The sequence below is a fragment of the Lamprobacter modestohalophilus genome (assembly GCF_016583905.1).
GTDB lineage: Bacteria > Pseudomonadota > Gammaproteobacteria > Chromatiales > Chromatiaceae > Lamprobacter > Lamprobacter modestohalophilus.
Map to the genome: position 1 here is coordinate 36057 of NZ_NRRY01000002.1, position 17516 is coordinate 53572.

The following is a 17516-nucleotide window of genomic DNA, read 5'->3' on the forward strand; positions in this document are numbered from 1 at the left end:
CATCGCGGTGTTCGATGAGATGCGGGAGTCCGGTCTATGCATAGAGTGCGCCTTCTTCGCCCCCTGTTCCTGGCGCTCTTGGCGGCGTCATTGGTGGGGGGCTGTAGCTCGATCCCAAAGGAGCAGCGCGATCCACGCGATCCTTGGCAGCCCTATAACCGGGCGATGTTCAAGTTCAACACCGACTTCGATAATGCCTTCTTCAAGCCAGTGGCTCAGGGCTATCAGGCCATCATCCCCGAGCCAGTGAACCACGGCATCACCAACTTTTTCAACAACATCGCCGATGTGACCTCGGCGGTGAACAATGCGCTCCAGTTCAAGCTCTCGCGTGCTGGGAGCGATGTCGGCCGCGTGGTGGTGAATACCACCGTGGGCCTGGTCGGCTTCATCGATGTCGCCACCAATGTCGGCATCCCGAGCTACAAGGAAGACTTCGGTCAGACACTGGGCTACTGGGGGATCGGCGACGGCCCCTACTTCGTGATGCCGATCTTGGGTCCCAGCTCGGTGCGCGACACCGTTGGCTTTGCCGGCGATGTGGTGATCGACCCGTTCTTTAGTCTGGAGGCGGATGAGATCTACTGGGGCTTCGTGGTGGTGCGGGCAATTGACGTTCGGGCCGGACTGCTTGCCGCCGGCGATCTGATGGATGAAGCCGCGCTCGATCGCTACGTTTTCGTGCGCGATGCCTATCTGCAGCGACGCCGTAACCTCGTCCATGATGGCAATCCGCCAGAGGACCAAGACTACGATCTGTTCTGGGACGAGGACCTCATCGACGAGTAATCGCAGGGGCGTATCGGCTCGGCGATCTCTGTGCGCTGCGCGCGCGATGTTCAGTCAGGAGCAGCCGCTGACCAAGCGAGATCGGGTACTCCGTATCGGCAATCCGATCCGCTCGGCAAGCCGCTGGTCGAGTTAGTTCGAGCTACTCGAGCTTGACGACTTCTTCCCACCCTTGCCTCGACAATAGCCGTTGACCTGTACGCCATCCTTGCGCTTATAACTGTCTACCCAGGTACAGGCGTCTTGACCTTCGCAGGTGGATTTTTCCATCCCTTTGCATTCGGCTGAGAGTGCCGATTGGGAGGCCAGCGTTAGCGCTCCCGTTATCGTGAGCATTGCAAATAAACTGACGGGGCGACTGGGCCTTTTCATCACTTCGTCTCCTCTCTATCCACTGAGTCCACGCTTGGCGGACGTTATCAGACAGGTTCCTAGGGCGGCCTCGGGAGCCACAATACCGAGGATAACCAGCCTCTAGGCGCATGCGCAACTCATCAATGGCCTATGAGTCCTGAAGTGACTGCGGTTGTCTTCTCTGCTCGACGGTACTCCTGTGCGCTTGGACGGTCATCATGACACCGAAAATCGGCCGCTGCGGACTGAGCAATCGCTCGTAATCTCACGGCCGATTCGTCACCGGTGATGGTGAGTATGTCGGCCAGGATCGTGTTCGCGCGAGATGCTATCGCGACTGGCTGGCGAGGTCGGCGGGCGAACAGTCGGCATGCGGCTGCGCGAGCCTAAGGTAGGCCTGGTGCAGGCGCTCGACCTGTGGCCAAAGGCTGGATGGATCGCCGCTGTTATCAATCCAGTCATCAGCCGCAGCAAGGCGCTCGGCGCGACTGACCTGGCTGGCGATAATGCGTTGAATCTGATCGGGCGCCAGACCGCTGCGCTCCTGCACACGCGCGATCTGCATCGCTTCCGGCAGATCGACGACCAGCACCCGGTCGACCAATGATTGCTGGCCGGTCTCCAGTAGGAGCGGGATCATCAGCAGAGCGTAGGGGCCGCTGATCGCTGCGGTCTCGGCAAGCATGTCGGCGCGGATCAAGGGATGCAGGATGCCCTCTAGGCACTGGCGCGCGGCCGGGTCGGCGAAGACCTGCTGTCGCATCCGCGCGCGATCGAGGGCGCCTGTCGCATCGACCATGTCGGCGCCGAATGCGGCGGCGATGGCCGGTAGTGCCTCGCCACCCGGCCCGGTCAGACGATGCGATATTGCGTCGGCATCACTGACTGTGACCCCAAAGGATGCAAATTGATCGGCAACGGTACTTTTCCCGCTGCCGATTCCGCCTGTGAGCGCAACCCGATAGGTCATGGGTGTCAGGCCAACCCCGACCAGCGCAGATAAGCGCCTGTGATGGCATCGCCCCAGAGTAGGCTGACCCAGCCGGCAATAGCCAGGAATGGCCCATAGGGAATCGGTTGTCCAGCCTGCTGGCGTCCGCTTGCAATCAGTAAAACACCGACAATCGCGCCTGGCAGCGCCGAGAGCAGGATGATCTGCGGCACGGCTTGCCAGCCGAGCCAGGCACCAAAGAGCGCCAACAGCTTGAAGTCCCCGCGCCCCATACCCTCCTTGCCGGTCGTGATTCGGAAGGCCTGGAACACCAGCCACAGCAGCAAGTAGCCTGCCGCAGCGCCGAGAATCGCCGAGGTTGGATCGGTGAAGGTGCCGCCCAGACTCAGCAGCAGGCCGAGCCACAGTAGCGGCAGGGTCAAGCTGTCCGGCAACAGTTGCGTATCGAAGTCGATGATCGCGAGTGCGATCAGTCCCCAGGTCAGGATCAAGGCGGCGAGCGCCGCAGGGGTCGGGCCGAGCTGCCAGACCACCACCACCGACAGCACGGCGGTGAGTGCCTCGACCAGTGGATAGCGGATCGAGATCCTCGCCTCGCAGGCGCGACAACGGCCACGCAAGCGCAGCCAGCTGAGGATCGGGATGTTATCGAGCGGTCTGATGGCGGTGCCGCAAGACGGGCAGTGCGAGCCAGGCCGTGAGAGGCCGAGGCGGGGCGCCGTGGCCCTCTCTGCGGTCGGCGGCGGCTGCGATGTCGCGGCTGCAGGCGCGGGAGCAGGCGCGGGAGCAGGTGTGGGAGCAGGTGTGGAAGCATCTGGCCGCGACGTGGCTAGGCTGTCCATGGCTAGGAGTTCGGCGCATTCCTCGCGCCATTCTTGCTCCATGATGCGCGGGAGACGCAAGATCAGCACGTTGAGAAAGCTGCCGACGGCGAGACCAAATAGCGCCGTGGTCAAGTAGAGCAGCGCAGGTGCTTGCTCGAAGAGGCTGATGAGCTCGCTCAAGTGAACGCCCCCCCGGCTTCGCTTGCTTGTTCCAACACGCGCTTGAGATGCATCGCTCAGACCACGGCCGCGAGCTTGAAGATGGGCAGGTACATCGCGACCACGAGGCTACCGACGAGGCCGCCAATCACCACCATGATGAGCGGCTCGAGCAGGCTGCTGAGGGCGTCGACCGCATTGTCGACCTGTTCCTCGTAGAAATCAGCGGCCTTGCCAAGCATGGCGTCTAGCGCTCCGGACTCTTCACCAATCGCCGTCATCTGGATCACCATGTGTGGGAAAACATTGGCCTGACGCATCGCCAGTTGCAGGCTTTGGCCGGTGGCGACTTCGTCGCGCATCTTGCTGACTGCGTTGGCGTAGACCACGCTGCCAGTGGCGCCTGAGACCGAGTCCAGCGCGTCCACCAGGGGAACACCGGCGGCGAACATGGTCGACAGTGTGCGTGCATAACGGGCGACAGCGGCCTTATGCAGGATGGGACCGATCACCGGCAGTCGCAGCGCAGTCCGGTCGACGGCATCGCGGAACGCCTTCGAGCGTTTGAAGGCGTAAATCATCGCATAGACCAGCGCGGCGATCCCGGCCGCAATGAGCCACCAGTAGTCGCGCAAGAAGTCGGACATCGCGATGACCAGCAAGGTGAACGCCGGCAGGTCGGCGCCGAAGCTCGAGAACAGGTCTTTGAACTGCGGGATCACGAAGAGCATGATCACCACGGTGACGATGATCGCGACCAAGATCACCGCTGCCGGGTAAAACATCGCCTTCTTGATCTTGCCTTTGATCGATTCGGTCTTCTCCTTGTAGGTCGCGATCTTATCCAGCAAGACATCGAGGACGCCGGCTTGCTCGCCGGCCGCGACCAGGTTGCAGACCAGGTCGTCGAATTGGAGTGGAAACTTACGCAGTGCCGCCGCCATGCTTGTGCCGCTTTCGATATCGCCCTTGATGGTCAGCAAGAGCTCCTGCATCGATGGGTTATCGTGTCCGCGACCGACGATATCGAACGACTGCACCAATGGCACGCCGGCGGCCATCATGGTCGCGAGCTGGCGGCTAAAGACGCTGATATCGGCGGCAGTGATCTTCCTTTTGCCGCTGCCGAACAGCGGTTGCGGCTTCTTGCGGACCTTGGTCGGGCTGACACCCTGACGCCGGAGATCGGCGCGGGCTAAGGCGAGACTCGATGCGCGCAGATCACCTTTGACGCGGGCGCCGCGACGATCGATGCCCTCCCACAAAAAGACGGCGGCCCTCTCCGGCTCATTTTTTTGCGGCTTCTGTCTCTGCTTTTGTTTCTGCTTCTGTTTCTGCTGCTGTGCCGTCGTAGCAACCATCGCGTTCAGTCTCGGGTAATGCGGTTTAGCTCGAGTAGGCTAGTGATGCCGTTTTTGACCTGGCGGAGTCCCGATTGGCGCAGGTCCAGATAACCTTCCTGAGCGGCTTGTCGGGCAAGATCGAGCGAATTGCCGCCTTCCATAATGGTGCGCCCCATCGCCTCGGAAACCTCGACCACTTGGAAAATGCCGACGCGTCCTTTATAGCCCTCGGTACAGCGTTCACAGCCGACCGCTTTGTAGAGCGTGAGACCGTCATTGATCTCTTGCTCGGTGAAACCCTCCGCCAGGAGCGCCTCACGCGGGAGCTCCTCAGCTTCTCGGCAATGGAGGCAGAGCTTCCGCGCAAGTCTCTGCGCCATGATAACCAGCACGGAGGAGGCGATATTGAAAGGCGCGACACCCATGTTCGCGAGTCGGGTCAGCGACTGCGGCGCATCGTTGGTGTGCAGCGTTGAGAGGACGAGGTGGCCCGTCTGAGCGGCCTTGACCGCAATTTCAGCGGTCTCGAGATCTCGGATCTCGCCCACCATCAGAATGTCCGGGTCCTGGCGAAGAAAGGCGCGCAACGCGGCTGCGAAGGTCAGGCCCGTCTTGGCGTTCATGTTGACCTGGTTGATGCCAGGGACTTGGATCTCGACGGGGTCTTCAACGGTCGAGATGTTGACGCCGATCTCATTGAGGATGTTGAGTGCCGAGTAGAGGGTCACGGTCTTGCCAGACCCCGTGGGTCCCGTCACCAGTATCATCCCGTAGGGCCGGGCGATGGCACGCAAGAAGATCTCTTGCTGCTTCGGCGACATGCCGAGGTTGTCGACGCCAACGGTGCTACCGGCCGAGTCGAGAATACGCAGCACGACCTTCTCGCCGTAGAGTGTCGGTAAGGTGTTAACGCGGAAATCGATGTCGTGCGAATAGCCAAGCTTGAGCTTGAGTCTGCCGTCCTGCGGTATTCGGCGCTCGGCAATATTCATGCGCGACATCACCTTCAGGCGTGCGATCAGCCGGTTGGCGATGTTCAGCGGCGGATTGGCGACTTCGTGCAGCACGCCATCCTGGCGAAAACGGATACGGAAGTAGCGTTCGTAAGGCTCGAAATGGACGTCTGAGGCGGCGGCATTGATGGCATCAAGCAGGATCTTATTGACGTATCGCACCACGGGTGCGTCATCGACGTTCGGGTCCGCGTCATTGTTTTCGGCGTCATTGTCGGCACCATCGGCCTTGCCAAGATCGGCATCGATGAGGTCAGAGAGCGTTGTGTCCTGAGCTTGTAGCGTTTTGTTGATCGCGTTGGCGAGTTTGTCGTCTTCGACGAGTATGGCGCTGACGCTGAGGTCGGTATTGAACCGGATCTCGTCCAGTGCCCGATCGTTGGTCGGATCGGAGACGGCGACGAACAGACGGTTGCCACGGCGGAACAACGGTAATGCGCGATGCTTGCGAACGAGGCGCGCATCAACCAGGTCCATTGGCACGTTGAGCAGGTCGACCGCGAGGAGGTCGACCAGCGGCACGCCAAATTCCTCAGAGGCGGCAACGGCGATTCGATGGCTATCGAGGACCTTTTGCTCGACGAGGTATTGAACGAAGGGTTGGCGTCGGCCATTGGCTTCAGCCTGCGCCGTCTGCGCCCGTTTTTCCGATAAGAGCCCATCCTGCACCAGACGTCGCGCCAGCCCGGCGGGATTGATGGTGGGCGCTTCGGTCGCCATGGTGCAGTGCAGGCTGGTCCCTATGTTTGCTTGGTCAACGGCTAATATTGAAAGCGAGTCTCACGTTGTTAGCAACCAGACCGTTATCCTTTTGCTCGCTCTCATTGAGATAGAATTCGAGGATGGTCTCGCGATTCATCAGCATCTCCTCGGTCACCTCCTCCGCAATCTCATTGGCGTGACAGAAGACGCTGACATAGGGCGACTCAGGCTCGCGCGGATCGGTGATCCACAGGTCCGGAGAGATATCTTGGATGAAGCGGAGGAAGCCGTAGCCCTTGTCCGGGAACCATTTCGTGCAGACGCCGCGCACGCAAGAACCAGACTTGCCCCACTCATTGCGCGGCTCATAGGTAACCGGCAGTAGATCAGGGATCAGGAAGCCGGGCCAGAAGGCGTCGACCTCTTGCTGCAGGGCACGCGAGACATTCTTGAATCCAATCAGCTCGACGCGGCAGCCGCGATTCTGCAAGGCCTCGACCACCTGGAGGAAGTCGCCGTCTCCAGTGACGAGGATCACCTGATCGAGCTTCTCGGCCTGGAGCATCGCATCGACGGCCATGTCGAGGTCGGCATTGGCCTTCATCGAGACGTTGCCGGCCTCATCCGTGTAGCGGCGCACGTACTTGACAGTGATCTTCCAGCCGAAGTCACGCACCATCTGCTGGTAGCCGCGGCTCTTCTTGGCGTATTCGGGGTCTTCGCGCGCGCGCTCGGAATCGTAAGAGATATAGGTATTGAGGCGTTGCAAGATGCCGCCCTCACGCCCTGCGAAGCGTCGCAGGATGTCGTAGCGCATCTGATAGCCACCGTTGTAACGGACATTCTCGGCGTCGACATAGACGCCAACTCGCTGACATAAAGGCAAGGAGGTTAACCTCGTGGGGGCTGAGCGCCCAACTGGAGTCCGTTCGGGATGGGAAGCGTAAGTGAAAATGAGGATTGGTGATGGATGACTGCCAGGAGCGGTGCTTTGCACCGCCCCTGTTCTCGGACTCTGTGTTACAGATTGGCTCGGTTGTCGATCAGTTCTTCTACCACAGCCGGATCGGCGAGGGTTGAGGTATCGCCAAGCGTGCTGATCTCATTGGCGGCGATCTTGCGCAGGATGCGGCGCATGATCTTACCGGAGCGGGTCTTTGGTAGCCCCGGTGACCACTGGATGATGTCGACGGTGGCGATCGGGCCGATCTCGGTGCGCACCAGCTTGACCAGCTCTTTCTTCAACTCATCGCTCGGCTCGACGCCGGCCATGGTGGTGACATAGGCGTAGATGCCCTGGCCCTTGATGTCGTGCGGATAGCCCACCACCGCGGCCTCGGCGACGGCATCGTGCAAGACCAGCGCGGATTCGATCTCGGCGGTGCCGAGCCGGTGACCGGAGACGTTGAGCACGTCATCGATACGACCGGTGATCCAGTAGTAGCCATCGGCATCGCGCTTGGCGCCATCGCCGGAGAAATAGTAGCCGGGATACTGCTTGAAGTAGGTGTCGATGAAGCGTTGGTGATCGCCATAGACGGTGCGCATCTGGCCGGGCCAGGGCCGGGTGATGACCAGCGCGCCCTCAGCCTCGCCTTCGAGGATGGTGCCAGTAGTGGCATCAACCAGCGCGGGCACCACACCGAAGAAGGGTTTGGTCGCCGAGCCAGGCTTGGTCGGCGTGGCGCCGGGCAGCGGTGTGATCAGATGGCCACCCGTCTCGGTCTGCCACCAGGTATCGACGATTGGGCAGCGCTCGTCGCCGACCACCCGGTGATACCACTCCCAGGCCTCGGGATTGATCGGCTCGCCAACGGTGCCGAGGATGCGCAGGCTCTTGCGCGAGGTCTTCTTGACCGGCTCCTCGCCGGCACGCATCAGCGCGCGGATTGCCGTGGGCGCGGTGTAGAAGGTGGCGACATTGTGCTTGTCGATCACCTGCCAGAAGCGTGACATATCCGGATAGTTCGGGATGCCCTCGAACATCAGCGAGATGGCGCCATTGGCCAGCGGGCCGTAGACGATGTAGGTGTGCCCAGTGACCCAGCCGACATCGGCGGTGCACCAATAGACCTCACCCTCGCGATAGTCGAAGGTGTACTTGTGCGTCATCGCCGCATAGACCAGATAGCCGCCGGTGGTGTGTAGCACGCCCTTCGGCTTGCCGGTCGAGCCTGAGGTATAGAGGATGAACAGCGGGTCCTCGGCGTCCATCGGCTCCGGCTCGCACTCGGCGGAGGCATCGGCCATGGCGTCGTGATACCAGAGGTCACGACCCTCATGCCAAGCCACCTCGCCGCCGGTGCGACGCACGACGATGCAAGTATCGATACTCGGACATTCCTCGAGCGCCTTATCGGCATTCTTCTTCAGCGGCACGTGGCGGCCACCGCGTACGCTCTCATCCGAGGTGATCAGCAGCCGGCATTCCGAGTCCTGGATGCGATCGCGCAACGAATCCGGCGAGAAACCACCGAAGACGATCGAATGCACCGCACCGATGCGGGTGCAGGCCAGCATCGCAACTGCGGCTTCCGGGATCATCGGCAGGTAGATGCAGACCCGATCGCCCTTGCTGACGCCGCGCGCCTTCATCACGTTGGCGAGCTTGCAGACCTCGGCATGCAGTTCGCGATAGGTGACCTTGCGATCTTCCTCCGGGTTGTCGCCTTCCCAGATGATCGCAACCTGATCGCCACGGGTGGCCAGGTGTCGATCCAAGCAGTTCTGCGACACATTGAGCTTGCCGCCCTCGAACCAGCGGATATGCACCTCGTCCGGGCCATAGCTGTAATCCATGACCTTGTTCCACTTCTCGAGCCAGGTCACATGCTTCTCCGCATGCTCGGCCCAAAAGCCCTCGGGATCATCGACCGAGCGCTGATACATGCTGCGATAGCTTTCTTCGTCGATTAGCGCTTCGGCGGCGATTTCGGCGGGGACAGGGTAGATCTTGGAATCCGACATAATGTTGAGTCCTCCTCTGGGCGGCTCTGCGGTGTCCGTTCCGCTTGTTTGGGGTTGATTTGTTTTGGCTGGATGGTTGACCGAATACTTAACCGATGGAGTCTAAACCCTCAGCCGCAGCGCTGCCAGATCAGCGGTCAGTGCGCTCGGCTAGGGCCACGGTGTAATGGGCACCCTGCTTGAGCTTGTCGTAGTTGCCGAAGACCTCTTGTAGATTGCGCTTGATGAACGCGCGCAAGCCGCTGATCGTAACCAGATAAAGCTGGCCGCCGGGGCGGAGACGGGCGTGGGCATCGTGCAGCAGGATCGAGAGCAGCTCCTTGCCGACCTTGGCGGGTATGTTGCTCGCGATGAGGTCGAAGCGGGCCTTAGGTGGTACCTGATCGAAACCGTTGCTCAGTAGGCTGCTGGCGTTCGCCAGATGGTTCAGCGTCGCGTTGCGCTGGGCATAGTCGACCGCGACGAAGTCCTTGTCGACCATCAGGGTCTGGCCTTGGGGTGTCAATGCCGCGAGGGTCAGCCCGATCGGACCATAGCCGCAGCCGAGATCGAGGCAGTCTGCAGTCGGCTCGACCTTTAGATGCTGCAGCAGCAGGCGGGTGCCCTCGTCGATCTCGCGCGGCGAGAACAGACCCCAGGTCGATTCGAACCTCAGCCGGTGTCCGCGCAGCTCGGCCTCGAACTGGATTGGGGTGCGGAGGGCTGCGAGTTGGTCAGGGGCAAGCATCTGGCGGACGATCCAATCAGTGAAAAGCGCCTAGTCTACAGGGCTATGTCGCGTGGGCGTTGGTTAGACTAGGGGATTGGCTTGTTCAATTCGGAGGGGTTCGATGTCCGATCTCGCTGGCCAGCTCGAGATCCGTCTTGACCAACGCAGTGGCGCTGTCGCGATCGGCTCGAGCCGCCCGGTCACTGCCGCGCGAGTCTTTGCAGGTAAGTCGCCCGCCGAGGTGGTGCGTCAGCTGCCTACGCTGTTTAGTCTTTGTGGCACCGCGCAGGCAGCGGCCTGTACAGCGGCCTGCGAGCAAGCACTTGGGCGGCAGCCGAGCGCCGCGGTCTTGGCTCGACGTCGGGCATTGGTGCAGGCTGAGACGATTAAAGAGCACCTGTGGCGGTTATTGCTGGACTGGCCAAAGATGCTTGAGTGTAAAGCTGAAGCAATGGGAAATATCAACGCCAACGCCAACGCCAACGCCAACGCCAACGGAAGCAGTAAAAGCAGAGGCAACGGCAAGGGCAACGCCGGCGCTGGAGCCAACGCTCGAGCATCGACCTTGGCCTTGCCGACTGCGGCGTCTGCGATGCCGCGGGTCATGCAGGCCTTCATGGCGCTCCGTCAGGCCCAGCAGGCGGTAGGCGACCCATTTTCATTGGACGAGCAACAGGCTGAGCGGGGCGCTGCCGCCGAGATTGATTCCAGCAGGCTGCTGGACTTGGTTGCCGATCAGGCGCTAGAGGCGGCGCCTGCCGATTGGCTGCACGCGGTGGATCGTCTAGCCACCTTGCAACGCTGGTCGGAGCAGACCGGGACGCCGGCCGCTGGCCTGGTGCGTGCCTTAGTGGCACAGGGGCTGGCTGGCTGTGGTGCGAACTCAGTTCTAAGGCTGCCGGACTCGCCTTGGCAACAGCTCGCCTGGTCACTGGCGAGTGTTGAGGCCGATGCCTTTATCGCCGCGCCACAGTGGCGGCAGGAATGCGCGGAGACTGGCCCCTTAGCGCGCGTTGCTGCGCAGCCGCTGATTGCTGACCTGCTCGCGAGGCATGGCAACGGCTTGCTCACCCGGCTAGCAGCGCTTTTGGTCGATTTAGCGCAGAGCGCCTGCAGGCTGGAGGTGATGCTCAGCACGACGGTCGAAGGTGCCAGCAACACGGCTCGGTCATGGGTCGCAAACTCAGCAACCCTAGAGCCACAGGCCGAAGCTATTTCAAACGTCGATCCGGAAAACTCGCGGTTGCAAGACCTTGGTCGAACGGCAATGTCGGCAAGCTTTACCGCTTCCGGTGAGCCTAAATCAGTGCTAGCAAACAAGGTGATGGCGGGCGATACCGGAATCGATGTTGGCGCGGATGTCGGTATGAACGATGGCACTAGTCCAGACCGAGACCCCAGACTCGGCATCGGCACTGGCACTGGCACTGGCGTTGGCTCCGCCGAAGCCGCCCGTGGCTTGCTCGTGCACCGGGTCACCATGATCAATGGACGCGTGGAGCAATATCAGATTCTGGCGCCGACAGAGTGGAATTTTCACCCGCAGGGCGTCGTCGCCCAGGGGCTCACTGCGATCGCGCGCAGCGGTGCCGAGGGGGCGGAGCTGGAGCGGCTGGCGCGACTCTATATCACCGCGGTCGATCCCTGTGTCGACTACAAACTTTATGTATCCTGATCACCACTCACCACTCACCACTCACCACTCACCACTCACCACTCGTCACTCAGCCCGCATCGGAGCACCGCTTATGTGTCTTGCCATACCCGCCCAGATCCTCGAGATCGATCAGGCTGCCGATACCGGCATCGTGTCGCTCGGTGGCGTCCGTCGGCCGGTCTCTCTAGCGCTGATCGACGATGCCGATATCGGTGACTTCGTGCTTGTTCACGTTGGCTATGCCTTGAATAAGATCAGTGCCGAGGAGGCCGAGCGCACCCTGGCCATGATGCGCGAGATTGGCGAGCTCGCGGAACAGGCGGAAGAGCTCTCCGCGGCTCAATCGGAGATCAACCGATGAAATATATTGACGAGTTCCGCGATGGCGCACTCGCCAAGGGGCTTGCAAGGAGCATCGCCGCCGCAGCCGATACTGGTCGCACCTATCGCCTGATGGAATTCTGTGGTGGGCACACCCATGCCATCTATCGCTATGGGGTGCAGGATCTGATGCCAGCGAATGTGCGCTTTGTGCACGGCCCCGGCTGTCCGGTCTGCGTGCTGCCGATGGCGCGCATCGATCAGGCGATTGCGATGGCCGTCGAACATGGCGTCACGCTCTGCACCTATGGCGATCTGATGCGCGTGCCAGCCAGCGAGCGCAACAGTCTGCTCAAGGCCAAGGCGGGCGGGGCCGACATTCGGATGATCTATTCGACGCAGGATGCGCTGGCGATTGCGCGCAAGGCGCCGGAGCGTCAAGTCGTGCTGTTCGCGATCGGCTTCGAGACGACGACGCCGCCGACCGCTGTCGCGATCAAGAGCGCGCGCGCTGAAAGGCTCGAGAACTTCTCGGTGTTCTGCAACCACGTGCTGACGCCGCCGGCGCTGGCGACGATTCTGACTGCGGCGGGTGAGGGGGTGGTGCAGCTCGACGGTATCCTCGGTCCTTCACACGTCAGCACCGTCATCGGCAGCCGGCCGTATGAGTTCGTGCCGGCGGCGTTCGGCAAGCCGGTGGTGATCGCCGGCTTCGAGCCCCTGGATGTGATGCAGAGCGCACTGATGCTGATCCGCCAGATCAACGCTGGCCAGGCGTCGGTCGAGAACCAATACACTCGCGCCGTGACCCGCGACGGCAACCCGAAGGCCCAGGCCCTGATGGCCGAGGTCTTCAGCCCACGCGAGACCTTCGAATGGCGCGGGTTGGGTTTCTTGCCGGCGAGTGCGCTACGGATTGCCGGTGCCTATGCTGAACTCGATGCCGAGCAGCGCTTTCCGGTCGCGCCCAGCACTGGCCGCGAGATCAAGGGCTGCGAATGCCCGAGCGTGTTGCGCGGCGTGATGGAGCCGACCGATTGCAAGCTCTTTGGCAGCGTTTGTACACCGGAGAATCCAATGGGGGCCTGTATGGTGTCGTCAGAAGGGGCCTGTGCGGCCTATTGGAGCTACGGACGCTTCAGGGCGCCAGCCAGTCAGTCTGCCGTCGGGACTGGCGCCGGATCGAGCGTGGCTGCAACGATGGCGGCGCCGGCGAACCTGCCTACCGCGAGTGCTCCAACCCGACGTGATTCGGCGGTGAGCGCCTAATGACTGCTCCGCTCAATCCATCCTCGGCTCAGGGCCAATCGGTTCAGGACCCATCTGCTGAGCAGTCCAGCACCTCCGTCTCGGCCTTGACGCCAGCACAGGCATCAGCGCCAGCAGCGCGCCGTTTCGCCGGCCGGCTCGACATCAAGCACGGCACCATCGACATGAGCCACGGCAGTGGTGGCCGCGCCATGGCGCAGCTGATTGACGAGCTGTTTCGTGTGCATCTGGATAACCCGCTGCTCGCGCAAGGCAACGATCAAGCGCTGTTCACCCCGCCGCCCGGGCGCTTGGTCGCCAGCACCGACGGCCATGTCATCTCGCCGCTGTTCTTCCCCGGCGGAGATATCGGCGCGCTGGCGGTGCATGGCACCGTCAACGATGTTGCCATGGCCGGCGCCCGCCCGCTCTATCTGACCGCGAGCTTCATCCTCGAGGAAGGGCTACCGCTGGCGGATCTCGAACGCATCGTCGCCAGCATGGGTGCGGCGGCGCGCGCGGCCGGTGTGCAGGTCGTCGCCGGTGATACCAAGGTGGTTGAGCGCGGCAAGGGCGACGGCTGCTTCATCTCCACCACCGGTATCGGCGTCGTGCCGGACGGCATCCAGATCTCCGGTGATCTGGCGCGACCTGGCGATGCCATCCTGGTCAGCGGCAGCATCGGCGATCATGGCGTGGCCATCCTATCGAAACGCGAGAACCTCGGCTTCGAGACCGAGATCGTCTCCGACTGTCAGGCCTTGAACGATCTGGTCGCGGTGATGATCGAGGCGGTGCCGAGCATCCACTGCCTGCGCGATCCGACCCGCGGCGGGCTGGCGACGACGCTGAATGAGCTGGCGTTGCAGTCGCGGGTTGGTATGCAGATCCGCGAGCCGCTGATCCCGGTCCGGCCTGAGGTCAGTGCTGCCTGCGAGCTGCTTGGGCTCGATCCGCTCTATGTGGCCAATGAGGGCAAGCTGATTGCGATCTGCCCTGGGGATCAGGCCGAAACGCTACTCGCCGCGATGCGCGCCCATCCGAAGGGGCGCGACGCGGCGATCATCGGGCAGGTGGTCGAGGACGCGCATCATTTCGTGCAGATGGAGACGGCCTTTGGTGGCAGTCGCATCGTCGACTGGCTAGCGGGCGAGCAGTTGCCGAGAATCTGCTGAGCCAAAGCTGCTAGACGCCACGTCGTGGCGCAAAACCTCCGCGAACCTCCGCTCGCCTTGTCGGGCCTTAGAAACTGTCCATCAACTTCTTCCCGATTTGAGGATCAGTGTTGGGCGATCATCGGGAAGTAGAAAATGGACGGCCACTTAGTCATTCTTGAGTCCAAACACCCGGCGAAGCTCTTTTAGGGCGTTGGTGTTGTTCTCAATCTCGATGATCCCCTGGCCTTCCTCCGGAATCGAGAGCTTCAACACCTCGAATGCGGGTACCTCGCTGGCCGGCGGATGCGCAAGGCCTTCCTCGCGGGCGGTGGCCCAGCGCGCAACCAGCGCGATGCTGGCATAGTCGGGCTCTGCGGCGCGATAAGACCAGTTGTTGCTGTTTTCGGCCACCTTGATCATGTCCGCGCCCAAGCCCCAATAGCTGATGACGAGCACGCCAATAATGCCGCGCAGCTTTGCCACCATTTCATTCAGCTGCACCGTACCGGCGTATTCTGGTCGCTTGTCGATAAAGCGAATGATCGGCACTGCGCCGATGTTGGAGATCAGGCCGGCGAGCAGCGCCCGTTCCGGATTCAACAGTTTGAGCTCACTGGAGATGAGCTGACTGAACACCGCGCAATGAACGCTCTCAGACCAAACCGCGAGCATGGCGTCACGGCTCTGCTTGCGTCGTGCGGTGAAGGCTTGACGAAGGGCGAGGTTCGTCGTCAGCTTGCGTGTATTGTCGAAGCCAATGCGGATAACCGCATCGCGCACCGAGGAGATCTCCTTTGTGGCGCGAAAAATCGGGCTATTGGTGGTATGCAGGAGTGCGCCGGCGACGGTGCCATCGCTTTGAATGAGCTTGGTCAGCTCCTCAATGCCGACGTCAGGGTCTCGGGTCAGCTGCTGGATCTGCAAGGCGACTTCCGGGCGCGCCGGCAGCTCGAGGCAATTGGCGTCGATCAGCTCATAGAGCTCGCCGAGAAAATCGCTCTCGACATCGTCGAGCTCGATGTCGCTGACCTCGAGTGCGGTATCCACCTCGAGTGCCTCAAGTGCCTCGAGTGCATAGACCGGCAAACGCAGTAATAAACAGGTGGTATCTGCTAGCACCAAATCGTCGTCGCTGCCCGCGTGCTCGAACAGCTCGACGGGTGCACTCAGGCCGAGGCAGCTATCGATCTGACGCTCAACGCCATCGTAGCGGCAAAGCGCATGGCCATCGGCCAGGAAGAGCCTGAGCGCATGCAGATCGCGCCGATAGATCCGCCAGTTCGGCTCGACCGGAATCAGCTGGCATTGATCGGCGAGCTGCTGCAGCTGTATCTCCGACAGCTCGCTTGGCAGGCTGAGCTGAGCCAGCAGCTCAACAATGTCCGGATGTTTCGGCATAGAGGTCTCCTAAGCAACGGTGCAAAAACAACCTGAGCAGTGGGTTGGCCCCCGGCGACTGGCCCAGCCACCATTGTTCAGTCCGACCTGTGTAGCCGACCTGTGTCGGTCGTTTTTGCAGCGTTACGAACGATCATGGCGCGACGCCACAGCGGAAGATGACGTGCGTGAGATTCAGGTCAACGCAGTGAGCTCAGCACGCGCACCAAATTCATGCTGGCCGTAAAGAAGTCGTCGCTGGGATGGGCTTTGCAATGGTTTAGGGTGCGCCGCATCAGGGTTTCGATGCCGGAGCCGCTGAGCACATCTTCATCGAGTGCGAGGCTCAGCCCGGAGACGAAGCCTGCTGCCCAATCTTGGTAGCGCTGGTACTCGGCTGGGTTGCCAGCATCGGCTGCAGCACTGGCTTGCTCATACTCGGTGCAGCTGCGGACGCCGTAACCCCAGAGCGCAGGATTCAGGGCGAACGCGTTCGGGCTGATGCAGGCAACCAGCAGAGCCAGCGCGATGGCACGTGCATGTTTATTTCTAGGGCGGCTTGAATCATGCCGAGCTGCTAATATTTGGCCCTTTGCGCCTGCATCCTGCGGGCCCCGCAGAGGTCGGCACCCTCGATGCGCCTGTTGATGATCTCGGATGTCTACTTTCCTCGCGTCAACGGAGTCTCGACGTCGATCCAGACGGTTGGGCGCGAGCTCGTCCAAAAGGGGCATCAGGTCACGCTGATCACGCCCAGCTATGGCGCTGAGCGCGACGTTGTTTCGGACCCGTTTGAGGTCATCCGCATCCCCTCGCGCTACCTGCCGTTCGACCCCGAAGATCGCATCATGCGTTGGGGGCGGCTGCCGCAGCATCGAGCGGGATTGCGCGCGCAGCGCTTCGACTTGGTTCACATCCACACCCCTTTCATTGCCCACTACGCAGGTCTTGCATTAGCCCGTTGGCTCAAGCTTCCAGTGGTGGAAAGCTACCATACCTTCTTCGAGCAATACCTGGATAAGTACATCCCGCTGGTGCCCGGGGCCTGGCTGGGCTACATCGCGCGGCGCTTCTCCGCTGCTCAATGCAACGACGTCGATGCGCTGGCGGTGCCCTCCCAGGTCATGCTCGAGGTACTCAAGCGCTACGGCATCCAGGCCCCTGCCGAGGTGGTGCCGACCGGGATCGATCTCGAGCAATTCGGACAGGGCGATGGCGCGCGCTTTCGCCAGCGCTGGGGCATCGCCCCCGACCGGCCGCTGCTGGTGCATGTCGGGCGCCTCGCGTTCGAGAAGAACTGCGACTTTTTGCTGCGCATGCTGGTCCAGGTCAAGGCCGAGATTCCCGACATCCTCTTGGTCATCGCTGGCGACGGCCCCGCGCTCAAGCGCCTGCAGCGCCTGCGCGACCAGCTCGGGCTGCAGCAGCAAGTCCTATTCACCGGCTACCTCGCCCGCGATGGCTCGCTCGAAGACTGCTATCGTGCCGGAGACGCCTTTGTCTTCTCTTCGTGCACCGAGACCCAAGGCCTGGTGCTACTGGAATCCATGGCCCTGGGTACGCCCGTGGTCGCGCTCGCCGAGATGGGCGCAGGCGAGGTGCTGTGCGACGGTGAAGGCTGCCTGATTGCCAAGCATGACGAGCGCCATTTTGCCCAGCAGTGCTTGCGCCTGCTGCGCGAGCCGACGCTACGCGCGCAGCTCTCAACGCGGGCCCACACCTATGCCCGCAGCTGGTCGGCGCCGGTGCTCACCGAGCGCCTGATCGCGTTTTATGCGCGTACCTTGCATCGGGCTGAGGTCGCAAATCAGCCAGTGAACTGTGACGAAGAACCTGTTGTCGATCTCGGGGACGGTTGAAGGGTAGACGCCGCCGGCATGTAGGCTTACGTAGAAGCGCCGGAACGGCGATGAGCTGCTAATATTTAACGTTTTGCGCCTGCGA

At 61.8% G+C, this 17516-nt stretch carries 14 protein-coding genes; 6 read left to right on the forward strand and 8 right to left on the reverse strand.

Translation table 11 applies throughout. From position 1 onward, the window contains the following. The first annotated feature begins 36 nt into the window (after positions 1-36). Positions 37-789, forward strand: coding sequence for an MlaA family lipoprotein (locus CKO42_RS01290; protein ID WP_200237129.1), 753 nt, complete (start codon positions 37-39; stop codon positions 787-789). Between the two features lie 682 nt (positions 790-1471). Here CKO42_RS01290 and coaE read toward each other — a convergent pair. From coaE to CKO42_RS01325, 7 genes are all read right to left on the reverse strand, one after another. Further along, a complete protein-coding gene (coaE, locus tag CKO42_RS01295) occupies positions 1472-2113 on the reverse strand; it encodes a dephospho-CoA kinase (protein ID WP_200237131.1) in 642 nt (213 codons plus the stop codon). A 5-nt stretch (positions 2114-2118) separates the two neighbouring features. Next, entirely contained in the window at positions 2119-3099 is a 981-nt protein-coding gene (locus CKO42_RS01300; protein ID WP_200237135.1) for a prepilin peptidase, read from the reverse strand. A gap of 56 nt (positions 3100-3155) precedes the next feature. Beyond that, positions 3156-4439: a type II secretion system F family protein gene (locus tag CKO42_RS01305; RefSeq protein ID WP_200237138.1), complete on the reverse strand. Its 1284-nt coding sequence runs from the start codon at positions 4437-4439 to the stop codon at positions 3156-3158. A 5-nt stretch (positions 4440-4444) separates the two neighbouring features. Further along, the gene (gene pilB, locus CKO42_RS01310) at positions 4445-6154 is read right to left on the reverse strand and encodes a type IV-A pilus assembly ATPase PilB (RefSeq protein ID WP_200237141.1); all 1710 of its coding nucleotides are present in this window, start codon (positions 6152-6154) and stop codon (positions 4445-4447) included. 34 nt (positions 6155-6188) lie between these two features. Then, positions 6189-7022 (reverse strand): LabA-like NYN domain-containing protein, encoded by an 834-nt coding sequence (locus tag CKO42_RS01315; protein ID WP_200237146.1) that lies wholly within the window; start codon positions 7020-7022, stop codon positions 6189-6191. 134 nt (positions 7023-7156) lie between these two features. Beyond that, on the reverse strand, positions 7157-9103 hold the full coding sequence (acs, locus tag CKO42_RS01320; protein WP_200237152.1) for an acetate--CoA ligase: 1947 nt from the start codon (positions 9101-9103) through the stop codon (positions 7157-7159). A gap of 130 nt (positions 9104-9233) precedes the next feature. Next, positions 9234-9830 (reverse strand): class I SAM-dependent methyltransferase, encoded by a 597-nt coding sequence (locus CKO42_RS01325; protein WP_200237157.1) that lies wholly within the window; start codon positions 9828-9830, stop codon positions 9234-9236. Between the two features lie 103 nt (positions 9831-9933). Here CKO42_RS01325 and CKO42_RS01330 point away from each other — a divergent pair, with 103 nt between their 5' ends. The 4 genes from CKO42_RS01330 to hypE all read left to right on the forward strand — a co-directional run bounded on the left by CKO42_RS01330 (position 9934) and on the right by hypE (position 14213). Beyond that, positions 9934-11487, forward strand: coding sequence for a nickel-dependent hydrogenase large subunit (locus CKO42_RS01330; protein WP_200237162.1), 1554 nt, complete (start codon positions 9934-9936; stop codon positions 11485-11487). A gap of 73 nt (positions 11488-11560) precedes the next feature. Continuing rightward, the gene (locus CKO42_RS01335) at positions 11561-11830 is read left to right on the forward strand and encodes a HypC/HybG/HupF family hydrogenase formation chaperone (protein WP_200237165.1); all 270 of its coding nucleotides are present in this window, start codon (positions 11561-11563) and stop codon (positions 11828-11830) included. Continuing rightward, positions 11827-13059, forward strand: a complete 1233-nt coding sequence (gene hypD, locus CKO42_RS01340; RefSeq protein WP_200237168.1) for a hydrogenase formation protein HypD — start codon at positions 11827-11829, stop codon at positions 13057-13059. The genes CKO42_RS01335 and hypD overlap by 4 nt, the downstream gene beginning before the upstream one ends. Before the next feature lie 164 nt (positions 13060-13223). Beyond that, positions 13224-14213: a hydrogenase expression/formation protein HypE gene (hypE, locus tag CKO42_RS01345; RefSeq protein WP_200237792.1), complete on the forward strand. Its 990-nt coding sequence runs from the start codon at positions 13224-13226 to the stop codon at positions 14211-14213. A 147-nt stretch (positions 14214-14360) separates the two neighbouring features. On the opposite strand, the gene CKO42_RS01350 is transcribed toward hypE, so the two are convergent. Next, a complete protein-coding gene (locus CKO42_RS01350) occupies positions 14361-15593 on the reverse strand; it encodes an HDOD domain-containing protein (protein ID WP_200237171.1) in 1233 nt (410 codons plus the stop codon). A 614-nt stretch (positions 15594-16207) separates the two neighbouring features. Here CKO42_RS01350 and CKO42_RS01355 point away from each other — a divergent pair. Next, positions 16208-17431 carry a glycosyltransferase gene (locus tag CKO42_RS01355; protein WP_200237174.1) on the forward strand — a complete coding sequence of 408 codons (1224 nt, stop codon included), beginning with the start codon at positions 16208-16210 and terminating at the stop codon, positions 17429-17431. The last annotated feature ends 85 nt before the right edge of the window (positions 17432-17516 follow it).

Excerpts from the sequence above, each read along its gene's own strand:
- CKO42_RS01330 (WP_200237162.1), top strand. The coding sequence starts at position 9,934 with ATGTCCGATCTCGCTGGCCAGCTCGAGATCCGTCTTGACCAACGCAGT.
- CKO42_RS01355 (WP_200237174.1), top strand. The coding sequence starts at position 16,208 with ATGCGCCTGTTGATGATCTCGGATGTCTACTTTCCTCGCGTCAACGGA.
- CKO42_RS01290 (WP_200237129.1), top strand. The coding sequence starts at position 37 with ATGCATAGAGTGCGCCTTCTTCGCCCCCTGTTCCTGGCGCTCTTGGCG.
- CKO42_RS01335 (WP_200237165.1), top strand. The coding sequence starts at position 11,561 with ATGTGTCTTGCCATACCCGCCCAGATCCTCGAGATCGATCAGGCTGCC.
- coaE (WP_200237131.1), bottom strand. The coding sequence starts at position 2,113 with ATGACCTATCGGGTTGCGCTCACAGGCGGAATCGGCAGCGGGAAAAGT.
- CKO42_RS01305 (WP_200237138.1), bottom strand. The coding sequence starts at position 4,439 with ATGGTTGCTACGACGGCACAGCAGCAGAAACAGAAGCAGAAACAAAAG.
- hypD (WP_200237168.1), top strand. The coding sequence starts at position 11,827 with ATGAAATATATTGACGAGTTCCGCGATGGCGCACTCGCCAAGGGGCTT.
- acs (WP_200237152.1), bottom strand. The coding sequence starts at position 9,103 with ATGTCGGATTCCAAGATCTACCCTGTCCCCGCCGAAATCGCCGCCGAA.
- CKO42_RS01350 (WP_200237171.1), bottom strand. The coding sequence starts at position 15,593 with ATGCCGAAACATCCGGACATTGTTGAGCTGCTGGCTCAGCTCAGCCTG.
- hypE (WP_200237792.1), top strand. The coding sequence starts at position 13,224 with ATGAGCCACGGCAGTGGTGGCCGCGCCATGGCGCAGCTGATTGACGAG.
- CKO42_RS01325 (WP_200237157.1), bottom strand. The coding sequence starts at position 9,830 with ATGCTTGCCCCTGACCAACTCGCAGCCCTCCGCACCCCAATCCAGTTC.
- pilB (WP_200237141.1), bottom strand. The coding sequence starts at position 6,154 with ATGGCGACCGAAGCGCCCACCATCAATCCCGCCGGGCTGGCGCGACGT.